Source organism: Paraburkholderia fungorum, from assembly GCF_046026025.1.
Taxonomy (GTDB): Bacteria; Pseudomonadota; Gammaproteobacteria; order Burkholderiales; family Burkholderiaceae; genus Paraburkholderia; species Paraburkholderia fungorum_E.
The window spans coordinates 128045-144653 of sequence record NZ_JAQQFL010000002.1 but is presented as its reverse complement, the minus strand read 5'-3'; the positions used below and the strand labels follow the sequence as shown (position 1 = coordinate 144653).

At 60.8% G+C, this 16609-nt stretch carries 13 protein-coding genes; 12 read left to right on the top strand and 1 reads right to left on the bottom strand.

Annotation, left to right across the window (positions count from 1 at the left end; all coding sequences use genetic code 11):
- Nucleotides 1-93 precede the first annotated feature (93 nt).
- Together phaZ and PQR67_RS02785 are read left to right on the top strand one after the other, a co-directional pair.
- Nucleotides 94-897 (top strand): poly(3-hydroxyalkanoate) depolymerase, encoded by an 804-nt coding sequence (gene phaZ, locus PQR67_RS02790; RefSeq protein ID WP_408454135.1) that lies wholly within the window; start codon nucleotides 94-96, stop codon nucleotides 895-897.
- Nucleotides 898-902: 5 nt separating this feature from the next.
- Nucleotides 903-2183, top strand: a complete 1281-nt coding sequence (locus PQR67_RS02785; protein WP_408454809.1) for a DUF445 domain-containing protein — start codon at nucleotides 903-905, stop codon at nucleotides 2181-2183.
- Nucleotides 2184-2212: 29 nt separating this feature from the next.
- Here the strand turns inward: PQR67_RS02785 and PQR67_RS02780 are convergent, their stop codons facing one another.
- The gene (locus tag PQR67_RS02780) at nucleotides 2213-4969 is read right to left on the bottom strand and encodes a winged helix-turn-helix domain-containing protein (protein WP_408454132.1); all 2757 of its coding nucleotides are present in this window, start codon (nucleotides 4967-4969) and stop codon (nucleotides 2213-2215) included.
- A 391-nt stretch (nucleotides 4970-5360) separates the two neighbouring features.
- Between PQR67_RS02780 and PQR67_RS02775 the strand changes: the two genes are divergently transcribed.
- From PQR67_RS02775 to PQR67_RS02730, 10 genes are all read left to right on the top strand, one after another.
- Complete coding sequence (locus tag PQR67_RS02775) at nucleotides 5361-6110, top strand: electron transfer flavoprotein subunit beta/FixA family protein (protein WP_408454130.1); 750 nt, start codon at nucleotides 5361-5363, stop codon at nucleotides 6108-6110.
- Between the two features lie 15 nt (nucleotides 6111-6125).
- Nucleotides 6126-7073: an electron transfer flavoprotein subunit alpha/FixB family protein gene (locus PQR67_RS02770; protein ID WP_408454127.1), complete on the top strand. Its 948-nt coding sequence runs from the start codon at nucleotides 6126-6128 to the stop codon at nucleotides 7071-7073.
- 14 nt (nucleotides 7074-7087) lie between these two features.
- Nucleotides 7088-8878, top strand: a complete 1791-nt coding sequence (locus tag PQR67_RS02765) for an acyl-CoA dehydrogenase C-terminal domain-containing protein (protein ID WP_408454806.1) — start codon at nucleotides 7088-7090, stop codon at nucleotides 8876-8878.
- Nucleotides 8879-8950: 72 nt separating this feature from the next.
- On the top strand, nucleotides 8951-9706 hold the full coding sequence (locus PQR67_RS02760) for an OmpW/AlkL family protein (RefSeq protein WP_408454124.1): 756 nt from the start codon (nucleotides 8951-8953) through the stop codon (nucleotides 9704-9706).
- 211 nt (nucleotides 9707-9917) lie between these two features.
- Complete coding sequence (locus tag PQR67_RS02755; RefSeq protein ID WP_408454121.1) at nucleotides 9918-10394, top strand: helix-turn-helix domain-containing protein; 477 nt, start codon at nucleotides 9918-9920, stop codon at nucleotides 10392-10394.
- Nucleotides 10391-11671 carry a type II toxin-antitoxin system HipA family toxin gene (locus PQR67_RS02750; RefSeq protein ID WP_408454118.1) on the top strand — a complete coding sequence of 427 codons (1281 nt, stop codon included), beginning with the start codon at nucleotides 10391-10393 and terminating at the stop codon, nucleotides 11669-11671. The genes PQR67_RS02755 and PQR67_RS02750 overlap by 4 nt, the downstream gene beginning before the upstream one ends.
- Before the next feature lie 45 nt (nucleotides 11672-11716).
- The gene (locus PQR67_RS02745; protein WP_408454115.1) at nucleotides 11717-11866 is read left to right on the top strand and encodes a YgjP-like metallopeptidase domain-containing protein; all 150 of its coding nucleotides are present in this window, start codon (nucleotides 11717-11719) and stop codon (nucleotides 11864-11866) included.
- Nucleotides 11867-11871: 5 nt separating this feature from the next.
- The gene (locus PQR67_RS02740) at nucleotides 11872-14253 is read left to right on the top strand and encodes an McrB family protein (protein WP_408454112.1); all 2382 of its coding nucleotides are present in this window, start codon (nucleotides 11872-11874) and stop codon (nucleotides 14251-14253) included.
- Between the two features lie 15 nt (nucleotides 14254-14268).
- Nucleotides 14269-15576, top strand: a complete 1308-nt coding sequence (locus PQR67_RS02735; RefSeq protein ID WP_408454109.1) for an McrC family protein — start codon at nucleotides 14269-14271, stop codon at nucleotides 15574-15576.
- A 325-nt stretch (nucleotides 15577-15901) separates the two neighbouring features.
- Complete coding sequence (locus PQR67_RS02730; protein WP_408454106.1) at nucleotides 15902-16507, top strand: 2'-5' RNA ligase family protein; 606 nt, start codon at nucleotides 15902-15904, stop codon at nucleotides 16505-16507.
- Nucleotides 16508-16609: the final 102 nt, after the last annotated feature.

The following is a 16609-nucleotide window of genomic DNA, read 5'->3' as shown; positions in this document are numbered from 1 at the left end:
GCCATAGCGAAACGAAACGAAACGAAGCGAAGCGTCCAACCTGGGGCCAACCGGATGACCGACTTAAAAACAGGCGCGGAGTCTATCGACGCGATGCAAACTCAAACGATCGATCTTGACGGGCAGGTGCTGCGTGTCGCAGTCCGGCGAGGCAGCGACGCTTCGCCGCCGCTGCTCATGTTCAATGGTATCGGAGCGAATCTCGAACTGGTTGAACCGTTCGTTGCGGCACTGGATGACGTGACTGTCATCATCTTCGACGTCCCCGGCGTTGGCGGCTCGCCCGCTCCCTTGATCCCGTATCGGTTCTCGACGCTTGCCGTCCTGGCCGACAAGCTGCTGACGCGGCTCGGCTACGTCGACCCGGTCGACGTGCTCGGCGTATCGTGGGGCGGGGCGCTGGCCCAGCAGTTCGCGCACCTTTACCCGCAGCGCTGCCGCAGACTGATTCTCGCGGCCACGTCGCCCGGGGTGATCATGGTGCCCGCGCGGCTGTCGGTGCTTTCAAAACTGATCGGGCCGCGACGCTATACCGATCCGGCTTACCTGCGGCAAATCGGAGCGGAGATATACGGGGGTGCGTACCGGCGCGACCCCGCGTTGCTCGAAGAACACAGCCGGCATATCGAGGCGCCGCGCGGGCGTGGCTACCTTTATCAATTGCTGGCCGCATCGGGCTGGACCAGCTTGCCGTGGCTAGGCGCGCTTCGGCAAACGACGCTCGTCATGCATGGCAACGACGACCCCATTGTGCCGCTCACGAACGCAAAAATTCTCGCGGCAAGGATTCGGAATGCGACGCTGCATGTGATAGACGACGGCCATCTGTTTCTGATCACCCGGGCAAAAGAAGTCGCTCCCGTGGTGAAGCGGTTTCTGCGGCGGGAGGCGCGTTGAGTTCCGTGCCGCAGAGGAGCGGAAATTTTCAGCGCGCTGAGCGCGACCCAACCGGAGACACCAAGCTCACCCGGTTGAAGCGCATGCGCACGGCGGCGACCTGTTTGCTGGCGGTGATGATTGTGTTGCTGGTCATCTGCGTCGCCTGGCAGGCGCGGCATCCGTGGCTCGCGTGGCCACGGGCTTTTGCCGAAGCGGGTACGGTCGGTGCGATTGCGGACTGGTATGCCGTCGTTGCGTTGTTCCGGTATCCGTGCGGGATGCCGATTCCGCACACGGCCATCATTGCGAAGAATCAGCAGCGCATTGCCGAAAGTCTGGGCAGTTTTATCGAAGAAAATTTCCTGACCGCCGAAGTGATCGTCGGGCGACTGGGTGATTTCAACGCGGCGCAAGCGCTGGCAGGCTGGCTCGCGGTATCTGAAAACAGTGCGGTGATCGCGGGTGCGGTAGCCGACTCGCTTCCCGGTCTGCTCGACGATATCGACGAGACGGACGTCGAGCATCTCTTCGATCGACTGCTGATGCCGCGCTTGCGCACGCTCGAGGTATCGCGTGTGGCGGGCCACGTTCTGACTATCCTTACCGAAGGCAAACGTCATCAGCCTTTGCTGGATCGCGGACTGAGCGCCGTGCAAACGTGGTTGACTGCCAACGTGGACCTGATCAAGGCGAAGTTCAGCGAGGCGTCGAAATTCACGCTGGCATCGCTGGACGCCTACATCGTCAACAAATTTGTCGAAGGCGTCATCGCGCTCATCCATGAGGTTGCGGCGAATCCGGAGCACGAGCTTCGGCGCCGGTTCGACGCGGCGGTGCATGAATTGTCCGGCAATCTGCGGACCTCAGCGGTTTATCGCCGGTTTGGCCGGCTGTTGCTGCGCGACTGCATTCGACATTTCGAAGCAGGGGACTATTACGGTGTCATGCTCGAGCACGTCCGTGCGGCCGTGCTTGCTGACCTTGGCAGCAAGGACTCGGTCGTGCGCGACATGCTTGCGGGGACACTCGTATCTATCGGTAGGGGTCTGGCGAGTGAGCCTTCCATTCAGCGCAAACTGAATGCGTGGTGGCTCGATATTGCCGGCCTGCTCGTATCGCGTCATCGCCGTCAGTTGTCGGCGCTGATCGCCGACGTCGTGAAAGGCTGGGACGCGAAGGAGGTGAGCCGCAAGCTCGAAGCCGAGATCGGCCGGGACCTTCAATACATCCGCATCAACGGGACGTTTGTTGCTGGCACGGTGGGCGTCCTGATCCATGCGTGCGTGTTGCTTGTCTTGCGGTAGACCAGGCACCACCCGCGTATCAGGTGCTGCTAGCTGTGCATGACGAGACCAAGTGCCTGTGCGCGCGCGACGGCTTGAGCGCGTTTGTCGACCTCGAGCTTCATGAATATGCTCTTTACGTGGGACTTGACCGTTTCAGGGGTGATGCCGAGCGTACGCGCGATTTCCTTGTTTGACTGTCCCTGTGCGATCAACTCGACGATACCGCGTTCTCGCGAGCTGAGACGCTCGCGCTCGCTGTCCCGCTGTGGTTGGCTGTTGGGTTCGTGTTGTGCGCGCCAGCTGTCGAGCAGACGGTCTAGCCAGATCACGATTTCCTGCGCTTTGGCCGTGGTCGCGCGCGTGCTTTCGCGTGCCAGCTTCAATAGAGGACCGATCTCCGGCCCTTGGTCGACAATAGACTGGCAAATCCCGGCTGGCGCTGCGACCGTTGCGACCTGGTGGAATATGTCGAGTGCCCGATCGCGCTCGCCGGCGCTCAGCCACGCCAGCGCGAGGAGGGTCCGCAATCGCAACGCGAGATAGATTCCGTGGAGAGGTTCGAGACGCGCCAGCGCCCCGTTCAATAGCGTGACCGCCTCCTGAGCCTGCTGCCGTCGTATCGCGAGGCAAGCCGCCGCGAGGTCCCGGTAGTTCTCGATCTCCGGCGAGACCGGCACGGACGACCCGGCGTTGGCGGTCGCCAACTGACGGAGCTGTGCCACGCACGCGGCTGCTTCGGCAAATCGGCCTTCTGCGAGATGGAGCCGGGTTCTTTCCGAGAGCCCGGCCGCGACCAGCCGGTTCCATCGACGTGCCTGACCCAGCTCCTGTGCGTTATCGAGCAACGCATATGCGCGGGTGAAATTGCCGCGCGCCACGGCGATTCGAAGGAGTATGCGATAGGCGATCAGCACGCTGTCGAGAAACACCGCCAGGTCGATAACCGGCATGAGTTCGACGATCAGCGCTTCGGCTTCGTCCAGCCGGCCCTGTTCATAACGCAATTGCGCGAGCATCGGCGCGCACAACGCCGCCGCTATCGACTGCGGACCCGAATGCTGTTCGGCAAGCGCCATCGCTTCGTTGAAACGGCGCTCCGCGAGCGGACAGCGCAGTTGCTGCATTTCCACATGGCCGAGCAGGCAAAGCCGGTAGACCGTGGAGAATACGCTGCGCTGGTCTTCCGCGATCGAGTCGGGAATCCACGGTGTGGCATGCAGCGCGTCAAGATCGCCCGCTTTCCAGTGACAGAAACGGGCGACGTTCGAGACCACGTTGGTGGTCCACGAATCGCGCGACGGCCGCTCCAGATAGTCTTGCGTGAGCGCGAGCGCCCGTTGTGGGTCATCCTGCAAGGCTGCGAGTGTCGAACGGATCGCGACGCACTCCGAACGGACGTGCTCCGCGTCGATCTCCCTGTGCGCAGCATCGTGTTCGATCGAATCCAGCATCGTGACCGCGTCATCGAAACGCAAGGCGAGTACCGTGCCCCAGGCGATCGCAAGGGTGACCGTGATCTGTGCGCGCATCAGGTCAGCCGGGAATTGACGTTGCCAGCCGACCAGCGTGAGCAGGTCGCCGCCTTTGAGGAGGGACATGGCGCAGTGTTCCATGAGGCGAATGGCCTCATCGGTCGCGCCGGCCGCAATGGCGTGCCTGACTGCGTCGGTCCATTGATGATGCGCCGCATACCATTGCCACGCGCGGCGATGCAGTTCGGTGATCTCCTCGTGGTGCCTCGCCTCCAGCCCACGCTGCAGATACTCGGCCATGAGCGGGTGATAGCGGAACCAGTGGCCTTCGAGATCCAGCGGCTCCAGCAGCAACTGGCGCGCGACAATGGCGTCCAGCATGGCCTGGCTCGGCGCCAGACCGGTGAGCGCCTCACACAGCGGTGCGCTAAGACGATCGAGTATCGCTGTACGCAACATGAATTCGAGCATTCCAACCGGTAAGGACTGCAGTATGTCTTCGAGGTAGTCCGCCAGCGGCCTTGACGCGCCGCTCGGCGCGCTTGTCCGCCAGCCCCGGGGGCGATCGTTGCGGGCCAGCACCGAGGAGGAGATGCGCAGCGCCGCCGCCCAGCCTTCGGTGGTCGTGAAGAGCGACTTGACGTCGGTGGTGCCGAGCTTGCCGGGGCATTCGTGTTCGACGAAGCGGCGCGTCTCGTCGAAGTTGAAGCGCAACGTCGACGCGTCGATTTCCAGCAGCTCGTTGTGAGCGCGCAGCTTGGCCGTGGGAAATGGGGGATCCGTTCGCGTGCACAGCACGACGTGGACCTGCGAGGGCACATTGGCGATGAACAGCGACATCGCTTCGTGAATGGGTGCCTCGCTGATCAGGTGGTAGTCATCGATGAAAAGGTAGACCTCGTCGTCGACGTCGACAAGCTCGTTAATCAGCGTTGCCGCAAGCGAATTCGCCGGCACAAACGAGGCCTCGGCGGTCAAGCCGATCACCGAGGCGCCGACGTTACCGCAGGCTTGTCGCAATGCGTGCGCGAGATGATTGAAGAATCGGGCGGGCTCGTCGTCTTCGGCGTCGAGCGATAGCCAGGCCACCCGCGCACTGGTTGTCCCGAGCAATTTGAGCCAGGTGAGCGCGAGCGAGGTCTTGCCGAAGCCGGCCGGCGCCTTGATCACCGTCAGGCGCTTCGTTTCCGTCTGCCCGGCAAGCGAGGCCAGACGCGGGCGATCGATCAGGCCGGCGGGCAGGCGTGGCGGAAAAACCTTCGTCGCGAGGACGAACGGTGGCCTGCTGAGGGGCGGCACCGTTATCGCTTTCGTCGCTTCTATCACGCGCATCAGCTACTCCAGGCGTTCGGGTTGACCCTGGCTGCCATCCCCCATCCATCCAGTCGTGCTCCCCTTTATGGGGGATTTTGCGCGGTGCTGCGCTCAGACACTATGGATTCCAGCGAGCAGACACGCAGTTCGACAACCGGATAACGGTGCAGCCAGCCAGTGGTGGGTGATTGCCCTCGGCGGGCTCTGCCTGAACCGGTGTTTTGCTCTGGAAATGATACGCCCAACCACCCGGGGGAGGAGACATGTCTGCCGCAGCGGGTCGTATTGCGGCGCACCAACCCGGAGCGGCGGCACGTATCCCCGGCCAACAGAACGAAACCTTGTGCGACCGGTTCACGTGGCCGGCATGGGTGAGTCCCCGACATTCTTTATCCCAACGGAGTAGGCAATGAAAGTACTGGTTCCAGTCAAACGTGTCGTCGACGCGAATGTAAGAGTTCGCGTGAAAGCCGACGGCAGCGCCGTCGATCTCGCGAACGTGAAACTGTCGATGAACCCCTTCGACGAAATCAGCGTGGAAGAGGCCGTGCGGTTGAAGGAAGCCGGCGTGGCCTCGGAGGTGGTGGTCGTGTCTTGCGGTGTGCCGGGTTGCCAGGAAACGCTGCGCACGGCGATGGCGACAGGCGCTGATCGCGGCATCCTCGTCGAGACCGATGCCGAGTTGCAGCCGCTTGCCGTGGCGAAGCTGCTCAAGGCGCTGGTGGACAAGGAGCAGCCGCAACTCGTGATGCTCGGCAAACAGGCCATCGACGACGACGCGAACCAGGTCGGCCAGATGCTCGCGGCGCTGCTCGGCTGGCCGCAGGCGACCTTTGCATCGAAGGTGAGCGTTGCAGCAGGCAAGGCGAGCGTGACGCGCGAAATCGACGGCGGACTCGAGACGATCGAGGTCGATCTGCCTGCGGTCGTGACCACCGATCTGCGGCTCAACACACCGCGCTACGCCACGCTGCCCAACATCATGAAGGCGAAGAAGAAGCCGCTCGAGGTGATGACGCCCGCTGCCCTCGGCGTCGATATTGCACCGCGGCTGTCGACACTGAAGCTGGCCGAGCCGGCGAAACGCGAGGCGGGCGTGCGCGTCGCCGACGCTGCGGATCTCGTGGCGAAGCTGAAAAACGTCGCGCACGTCATCTGAGCGGAAGAGGAAACCATGTCCATACTCGTTATTGCAGAACACGACAATCAGACGCTGAAGGCTGCAACGTTGAACACCGTCACCGCCGCTGCGTGTCTTGGCGAGGACATTCATGTTCTCGTCGCCGGATCGCAATGCGCGAGCGTCGCCGAACAGGCTGCACGCATCGTCGGCGTGAAACGTGTGCGGCTCGCCGAGGCGCCGCACTATGCGCATCCGCTGGCCGAGAACCTGGCCGCATTGATTACGACGATTGCGGCCGACTACAGCCACGTGCTGGCGCCTGCCACCACAACCGCAAAGAACGCGATGCCACGCGTGGCCGCGCTGCTCGACGTCGCGCAGATTTCCGACATCGTCGCGGTCGACTCCGCCGATGTATTCGTGCACCCCATTTACGCGGGCAACGTGCTGGCGACGGTGCGCAGCGCGGACCGCATCAAGGTCGTCACCGTACGCACGACAGCCTTTGCGGCGGCGGCCGCCGAAGGCGGTGCCGCAGCGATCGAATTGCTCGCGCCGGCCATCGCAATCCCGGGTTCACGTTTCGTCAGCCAGCAGTTGACCCGCTCCGAGCGTCCCGAGCTGACCTCGGCGAAGCGGGTGATCTCGGGCGGCCGGGGCATGGGCTCCGGCGAAAACTTCGCCTTGCTGGAGGACATCGCCAACAAGCTGGGCGCAGCCGTCGGCGCGTCACGCGCCGCCGTGGATGCGGGCTTCGTGCCGAACGATTATCAGGTGGGCCAGACCGGCAAGGTCATCGCGCCGCAACTCTATATCGCGGTCGGCATCTCGGGCGCGATCCAGCATCTGGCCGGCATGAAGGACTCGAAGGTGATCGTCGCGATCAACAAGGACGAGGAAGCACCGATCTTTCAGGTCGCCGATTACTGGATTGTCGGCGATCTCTTCAAGGTATTGCCCGAGTTGTCCGGCGAACTGGACAAGCTTCAACAAGACTGATTCCGGAGACCATGATGAGCATTTATATTGCACCGCTGCGCGACATGCGCTTCGTAATGACGGAACTGGCCGGCCTTGGCGAGTTGTCTGCGCTGCCGGGCTTCGAGGAGGTCACGCCCGAACTCACCGGCGCTGTACTCGACGAGGCGGCGAAGCTCGCGACCGAAGTGCTGGCGCCGCTCAACAAATCCGGCGACGAGCAGGGCGCCCGGTTGACGAAGGACGGCGTGGTGGCTGCGGACGGTTTCGCGGCGGCCTACCGCCAGTTTGCCGACGGCGGCTGGAGCGGTCTCGCCGGCGACCCGGATTTCGGCGGCCAGGGCTTGCCTGAATTGCTGCACGCGGCGACGGTCGAGATGTGGAATTCATCCAACATGGCGTTCGCACTGTGTCCTCTGCTGACGGCGGGCGCCACGGAGGCGTTGAGGCAGCACGGCTCGGAAGCACTCAAGGGACAGTATTTGCCGAAACTCGTCAATGGCGAGTGGACGGGCACCATGAATCTGACCGAGCCGCAGGCGGGCTCGGATCTGGCCGCCGTGCGCACGAAGGCGGTGCCCGAAGGCGACCATTATCGCCTTTACGGTCAGAAGATTTTTATCACGTGGGGCGACCACGATATGACGGGCAACGTCATTCATCTCGTGCTCGCACGCACGCCGGATGCGCCCGAGGGCGTGCGTGGCATATCGCTCTTTGTCGTGCCCAAGTTCCTGCTGAATGCCGACGGCTCGCCGGGGCCACGCAACGATGTGCACTGCGTGTCGCTCGAACACAAACTCGGCATTCACGCGAGTCCGACCTGCGTGATGAGCTTCGGCGATCACGGCGGCGCGATCGGTTACCTGGTGGGGCAGGAGAACAAGGGTCTCGCGCATATGTTCACGATGATGAACGAGGCGCGCCAGAAGGTCGGTATCCAGGGTCTCGCAATCGCGGAACGCGCTTATCAACAGGCCCGTGAATATGCGAAGGAGCGCGTCCAGGGGAAGCTCGCGGGCGGCAAATCGGGCGGCGCCGTCGCGATCATCCATCACCCGGATGTGCAGCGCATGTTGCTGACGATGAAGTCGCAGATCGAAGCGATGCGTGCTTTTGCGTACGTGATGGCCGCGGACATGGATCGCGCGCACCGTGCCCCGGACGCTGGCGAACGCGCACGCCGGCAGGCGCGGGTCGACCTTCTGATTCCCGTATTGAAGGCGTGGTGCACGGAATTGGGTGTCGAGATTGCATCGACGGGTGTGCAGGTGCACGGCGGGATGGGTTACATCGAAGAGACAGGCGCATGCCAGTTCCTGCGCGATGCACGAATCGCGCCGATCTACGAAGGCACGACCGGCATCCAGGCCGCCGACCTTGCGGGCCGCAAGCTCGCATCGGATCAGGGCGCGGCGATGGCCGCGCTGGTTGCGGAGATACGTGAGACGGCGCTGCAACTCGAGCGCAGCACGGATGCGCAAGTGGCATCTGTCGGCACAGCGCTGGGGAAGGGCGTGGATGCGCTCGAAGATGCCACCGCCTGGATGCTGCACGCATTGACGACTCAGCCTGACGCTGCGCTTGCCAGTTCCGTCGACTACCTGATGCTGACCGGCTACGTGTGTGGCGGGTGGCAGATGGCGCGCGCAGCGCTTGCTGCGTCAAGAAGAATCGCGGTGAATGAGGATCCGGACTTCCATCGCACCAAGCTCGCCACTGCGCGTTTCTACGCCGACAAAGTCTTGCCGAAAGCGAATGGGCTTCTGGAGGCGATCCGCAGCGGCGCGTCGAGCGCGTCCGGCCTACCAATCGAGCAATTCTAGACGGCGATTCATGAAAAGCAATTCGATGCAAAAGTATTGATATGCAATCCGAAATAATAAGGAGGAGATGTGATGAAAAAATTATTATGTGTTGCATTAGTGCTGGGCGCGATATGTTCCCGTGCCATGGGGCAGAGCGCCGGGAGTCTCATCACCAGTGTGGGCGGGGCCTGGCTCGACTTTGGGCCGTCTTCCGCCACGTCGTTGCAGAGCAGTTCGGCCTTGGGCACGTTCACGTCGGCGGGAACGGGTGGTCAGATCCATAACACGTTCACCCTGGAACTCTCGACCACCTACTTCATTACGGACCACATTGCGGTTGATCTGGCAACAGGCATACCGCCCAAGCTCAAGCTTTATGCACAGGGCAACGCCACGCCGTTCGGCGGCGGCGGACCCTCGCTCGCGCTGGGGAATCTGCAGCCGCTCGCCACCACCCGGTCGTGGGCCCCGATTCTGTTCCTGAAGTATTACTTCTTCGACGCACAGACGAAGCTGCGCCCGTTTATCGGTGTAGGCGCGAACTATACCTGGTACTCGCATACCGATCTGAATTCCACATTCAATGGCGCGTTGCAGCAGATCGCAGGGCCAGGCGGACGGGTCACGGCTTCGCTCAGTCCGTCATGGAACCCCGCGTTCGACGTGGGCGCTTCGTACAACATCAGCAAGAACTGGTACGCGACGGCGTCGGTGACGTATCTGTTTCTGAAGACGAACGCGACGGTCAGTTCGGTGGCCGCCAATGGTCAGACGGTGTTGTCGAACAAGACCCGCATCACGGCGGATCCGGTGATTGTTTTTCTCGGATTGGGGTATCGGTTCTAGCTTGGCGAGCCTCGTTCTGTCACTTGGCTCATCTTCGGCCCAATGGGGGAGCATGCGTCGTGATCTGGGTAGTTCGCCAAATCCGGCAGTCGGCAATAACGTCGATAAGGCCTACCAGCGCTGTAGCAGGAGCGTTCTGTCAGCGACCGGGTAGAAGGAAAAGCATAATATTCTTTCCTTTTTCGGCGATTAAGATAGTAATATTGCCTTTATGGCAAAAAAAACCGCTCCCTTGCTTCCAGGTACCGAGCTGCGCTTGCAGCAGCTCGGGGAGCGCTTGCGCCTGGGCCGCCTGCGTCGGCGCCTGACCGGCAAACAGGTCGCGGAGCGGGCCGGGATGACGCCCGTCACGTTGCGCAGTTTGGAGAAAGGGAGTTCCGGGGTCACGATAGGCGCCTACCTGGCTGTCATGCAGGTATTGGGCGCGGAAAAAGATCTTGATCTGCTGCTGAAGGACGACCCCCTCGGCCGAAACCTGCAGGATGCGGCACTGCCAAGACGATCGCGCGCGACAGCGCATGTCGCGCCTGGGGCGCCAAAGCGCCGTGCCATTCCGTCTGCGCCTGCCGCAAGGGCAGAGCCCACGGCGACGAGCGATTGGACGGCAGATGACACGTTCGTCAGTGCCGACAGCCTGGCTTCTCTCATCAAGATTCCCAAGCCGGATAAGAAGGGGCCGGCGAGATGAGCAACGGGCTTATTACCGTCTATGGAGATTGGGATGGCCTCGCCGAGCCGGTAAGGTTAGGCCGGCTTTACACGCGTCCCGCTGGCGCTCAGGAAGTCTTCGAATACGAATTCGAGGGCGACGTGTTGAATCGACCCGATATGGCAGGTCTCAAGCTCGACCCGCGGCTAGGTTGGTTTGCGGGTCGGCAATATCCGCCGCAGGGACAGGAGACGTTTGGTGCATTCAGCGACGCCAGCCCGGACCGATGGGGGCGATTGTTGATGCGCCGACGGCTGGAGCGGGCGCAACGCGCTGGTCAGGCCAATCCCAAGACACGGCTCTACGAATCGGACTACCTGACGGGCGTGCACGACGCATATCGGGCGGGGGCGCTGCGCTTTCGGCGCGACGACGAAGGGCCGTTTCTGGACGATCAGCACGATATTGCGGCGCCGCCCTTTGTGCAACTGCGTGCACTGGAGGCCGCAAGCCTGGCCCTGGAGCGCGATAAAGACAATATGGCGAGCGAAGCTGACGAATGGCTGCGCATGCTGATCGCACCCGGCGGTTCATTGGGCGGCGCACGTCCCAAGGCCAGCGTGGTCGATCCGGCAGGACACCTGTGGATCGCCAAGTTTCCCAGTGTGCGGGACGACTATGACGTCGGAGCCTGGGAGATGGTGGTGTACGCCCTGGCCAAAGCTTGCGGGCTTGATGTACCCGATGCGCTGGTCCGGCGGTTCGGCAGCGCCCACCACACCTTCCTGGTCAAACGCTTCGATCGTACGGCGCAGGGACGGCGGCGGCACTTTGCCTCCGCGATGAACCTGACTGGTCATCAGGATGGCGACGATGCCTCGACGGGCGTTAGCTACCTGGAAATCGCGCAGGTGTTGATGACAGACGGTGCGAGTACCGATGCCGATCTGCGAGAACTGTGGTCACGCGTTGTCTTCAATGTGCTCGTGTCCAATACGGATGATCATTTGCGTAACCACGGTTTCTTGCTGGAGCCAAGCCGGGGGTGGGCGCTTTCTCCTGCCTTCGATATGAATCCTGTAGCCCACGCGCACGGGCTAAAGCTCAATATCAGCGAGTCGGACAACGCCATGAGTCTGGAGTTGGCGCAATCCGTTGCGCCGTACTTCAGAGTTTCCGTTGACCAGGCCGAAGAAATTATTTCGAACCAGATTCTGGTTGTGTCGCAGTGGCGGACGATTGCCGACTCTCTGTCGATTTCGCACAGAGAACAGCAGAAAATGGAAGCTGCCTTTCGTCTTGCCGTGCATGCGTAACTACCAATCAGATCAACACGACTCAATATATCCACTGGATTTTCAATGCCTCTGACTCTGCCCCAACTGGAGCGCCACCTGCACGAGCCACACCACACGCCTGCGTTCTGGCTGCGCGTGGAGCGCGCCATGCCGGATTTCACGCAGCGCAAGGTTTGGCTGGCCGAACACGGAATCGATGTCGAAGGGATCTAAAAACAATGGCGGACTATTTCACCAGCGACCACTTCAAGCTGCTCAACAAATGGAAAGGGCAAAAGCGCGATGAGTCCAATCCCGAACAGAACCGTGCCTACGAGGAACTTAATAGAGCTTACGAGGTGGCCGAGGCATGGGCGAGCGAGGTCAACGCGAAATTGTTCCCCATAGGACAGATTGATACACGCCGTTTCGCCAGACACGATGGAAAATTCATCAGATACATCGGTGTTCGCATCTATCCATCCAGGCACGCTCCCAACGCGTTGGCCTATACCGTCAGCGTGAATCCTGACGACGGGTTCGTTGTCAGATTGGGGACGGTGGGTTTGCCCATGGATGACCCAATCCGCCGAACTTACTTGCAACTGTTAAGGGATCATGGTGGCGAAAACCTGAACGTCGCGAAATTGCCGACGGACAAAGGACTGTCCAAGTCGTTAGCTGAGTTGGTGGCGTGGACTGTGGAGGCTATCCGTAATTTCAAGCTGCGTTATGACGAGGTGGTAGCCATGCTCAACCTGGGCAATGCGTTGAGCGATGAAGACCTGCTCAAGCACTTTGACTCCAAGCTTGCGTTCAAAACCTTCCGGGCTGCCTGGTCGCCACAGCAGAAGGCAGTCTTCTGCAGGCTGGCTCGGGTTGTCCATGCGGCCGGTCTTGACTGGTGGCATGTGGGCAAGGGCATCGAAGTGCGCTTTGGACGAAAAAATCCGGGCAACGAACGCGCAGTGGGTGTGCTTGCTCGTATTCAGGGAACCCGGGTCTGCAAGATCAGTTCGACGCGGGCCTTGGGCGCTATGGCCAAGTTCGATCGGGAAGTGCTGACGGACGAACAGGTCAGCAGGATCGAGGCGGCCTTGGCGGCCGATCGGGAATCCCTGGATACCTGGCTTGCGCTCGACGTCGAGCGTTCGGGTTTGTGGCCGGACGAGTTGCAGGACGACCCGGCCGAGCCGTCGGATGATGCAGACGAAGAAGGAGGGTCTGGTGATCTGGATGCCGCCAAGCAGGCGCTCAACCGCATTTATTATGGACCGCCGGGGACGGGCAAGACTTACGAATTGTCCAGGCTGCTCAAGCGCAAGTACGAACAGTCCATGACCACGCTGTCTCGTGATGAATGGCGTCACCAGTTCATCAACGAGCGTATCGCGGGCTTGACGTGGTGGGAGGGGGCTGCTGCAGCACTTTACGACCTTGGCGGGAATGCCAAGGTCGGGCAACTGTTCGACCACCCGTTCATTCAGGCGATTGCAGCGACGAAGTCGGGGAATAAGAATGTGCGCAATACGCTGTGGGGGACTCTGCAGCACCACACGGTGAAAGAATCAAGAACCGTCAACATCGCGCAGCGCGTGGCACCGGCGGTGTTTGACAAGACACCCGACTCGGTATGGCAGTTTGCAGGTGACTGGCAGGAAACCGGTGCTGATCTCATTGAGACAGTGAAGTCCTATCAAGCTGGCCCAAGGCCAATGGGTGCCGTGCAACGCTATAGCTTTGTTACCTTTCATCAGTCGTATGGTTACGAGGAATTTGTTGAAGGGCTGCGCCCGGTGCTCGACGGGGATATAGAGGCGAGTGAAATTCAGTACGAGATCCGATCAGGAGTGTTCAAGGATCTGTGCCGTAGAGCGCGTCTGGATCCCGAGCAGCGCTTCGCGATGGTTATCGACGAGATCAATCGGGGCAACATCAGCAAGATATTCGGTGAGCTGATTACGCTGATCGAACCGGACAAGCGGGAGGGTGCGGAAAACGCTGTTTCACTGACACTACCGTATTCCGGAGAGATCTTTTCCGTTCCGCCGAATGTGGACATCATCGGCACAATGAATACGGCGGATCGATCATTGGCACTGCTCGATACGGCGCTGCGTCGACGTTTCGAGTTCGTACCCGTAATGCCAGATGCGCGTGATGAACCTGGTGCCCCGCTCTCCGGATTGCGGGTAACGGTGGGCGAACAGATTATCGACATTCCGAGAATACTGAGTGCCGTCAACCAACGGGTCGGGGCACTCTACGATCGCGATCACTGCATTGGCCACGCTTACTTCACTCCGTTGGCGAAAGTGCCTGACGGGGACGAACGGCTGGTGGCTCTGCAGCAAGTGTTCAGCACGCGCATCCTGCCGCTGCTGGAAGAATATTTCTTTGAGGATTGGCAGAAGATCAGGCTTGTGCTGGCGGACAACCAGAAGATCGAGGCGGCGAGATTTGTCATCGAAAGCCCGGATCACGAGGATGATCTGGCGCGTCTGTTCGGTGATGACCACGGTCTGGAAAGCTACGGCACAAAGCCGAGCTATGTTGTGCAGGAGGCTGCCTTTTCCAATCCGGATGCCTACATCGGCATCTATCAGACGCTGTCAACCTGATCGGTGGTGGAGCGGATGAGCGGCATCACAATCTACGAGTTTGATGCGCTGGCGGCAAACGGGCCCGACTTCGGAGGAGGCGAGTGCTTGCACGTCATTCCGGAAAGAGTATTCAGGTGGCTCGAGACACAGTGTCTACAGGCAGCGGATCAGGGTGAAGGTGCATGGCTGCGCTTGAACCATCGGCGCGGACGCCGTGTGGTTCAAGTCACCAGTTTTGTCGGTGTGATCCGCGCGCCGAATGGTTACCAGATCGAGGTGCTGCCCAAGGTCGGCAAGGCGATCAGCGGTGGTGCGGTAGAGGCGCGCCAGCTTTTGATCGACATGCTCTGCTGCCTTCAAGGTTTCCGGCACGTTCAGACGGACAGCGCCAAGCTCATGGCGGTGCGTATGCCACTGATGGAGATCTTTATCGCTGAGTTCCTGCGCACGGTAGAACATATTGTCAAGCGAGGTCTGCGCAGCGACTACGTCGCCCGGCAAGACAATCTGTTTGCGCTGCGTGGCAAGCTGCTGATCGCACCGCATTTGCGACAAAACCTCCATCGGGCCGATCGTTTTTTTACGGCGCATGATGAGTTCTCGACAGACCGCCCAGAAAACCGTTTGCTTCGCGCCGCATTGGGCCGCGTGCTGACATTGTCGGTGTCACAGGCCAACCAGCAGTTGGCCCGTGAACTGGATTTCGTGTTTGCGGATGTTCCGGCTTCAACTCAACCACGCTTCGATTTTCAGCGAGTTCGGCTGGACCGGGGTATGGGCTATTACTCGGATGCCATGGCTTGGGCACGCCTGCTCCTGGAGGAGGCGGCGCCCCTGACAGGAGCGGGCGGCCACAAGGCACCGTCGCTGCTGTTCCCGATGGAGGGGGTATTCGAGGCATTTGTTGCAAAACATCTCGCGCGACAGTTGTCGCGGCCACTGATACTGAAGACTCAGGCCCGCAGCCATCATCTGGTGCGTCATCGGGAGCAGCACTGGTTTCAGTTGAAGCCGGATCTACTCGTTCGCAATGCCAGCCGCGATATTCTCGTGCTGGATACCAAGTGGAAATTGCTGGATGTTTTGAAAGCAAACGGGGCGGAGAAGTACGGTTTATCGCAGCGCGATTTTTACCAGTTACAGGCTTACGGGCAGAGCTACCTGAATGGGCAGGGCGATGTTGTACTGATCTATCCCAGGACGGCTGCCTTTGACCAGCCACTGCCTGTTTTTGAGTTTCCCAAGATTAGCGGGTTGCGGTTGTGGGTGTTGCCGTTTTGCCTACGCGCTAAGCGTTTGTTGTTACCTGCGAAGGAGGCAACACTGGACTCGCTTCGATAGGTGCTTCACCAACCTCCGGGAACGATTTGACTGTATGGAAGAGGGCGCTACGGCGCCCTTATTTAAATGTGCCGGCATGCTCAACAGCCTGGTGGTATTCCGCTACGTCGGGCGGTATTTGCGGCTTCCTGAGCAATTCCAAGTTGCCATTTATACTGTATGAATATACAGTGTTTGGCGTAGGTAGTGAGTGCACATTTTGTTGGGAAACGGGGCGTGCCGAACCTCGCTCCGTCGAGTTATGAGAAGTTTCGGATGCGTGGGCCGGCCGGTATCGATAAGAGGAGATTCGTCTAAATGTCTGTGTTATCCATTCTGGCGCAACATGCCTGAACAACTCTGGTTACCTGGGCTAGAGGCGCCGCCAACGCCGACAGACGGGCTCTTTTTCGCGGTCTTTCCCGATACCAACACGGCGACCGGCATTGCGAAGCTCGCGCAGCAACTGTGCGGGGAAACGCGCTCGAAGAGCAAGCCGCTCGCGGCCAACCGCTTGCATGTCACGCTGCTGCATCTTGGGAATTTCGCCGGTGGCTTACCGCAGGCACGTGTTGATGCTGCGATCCGCGCGGCCGCGTCGATCAGGATGAAGCCCTTTACTGTCGAATTCGACAAGGTGGTGAGCTTCGCGGTGAAGCCGAGGCCAGGGCCGCTGGTATTAGGCGGAGACGAGGGGCTCGTCGGACTTCATGCGTTGCACGATACACTTGGACTGGCCTTACAGGACGCGGGTTTTGGCGATCGCACGGTGGCGCCCAGCACACCGTACACCCCGCACGTTACCCTCGCTTATGGCATGCCTCCATTGCCCACACGCCCTATCGAGTCTGTCTGCTGGAACGTGCGCGAGTTTGCGTTGGTGCACAGTTTGCTCGGGCGTACCCGGCATATCGCGCTGGCCCGATGGCCCCTGGTTGGCGCGGGGGAGTAGTGCCTCAGCGCACGGTTCGAGCCGGGATGCTGCCAATGCGTCCAAGCGCTAGTGCCTAGAACCGCACGCCGGTCGCGCAACCACCGGCAAAGCCACCACCGC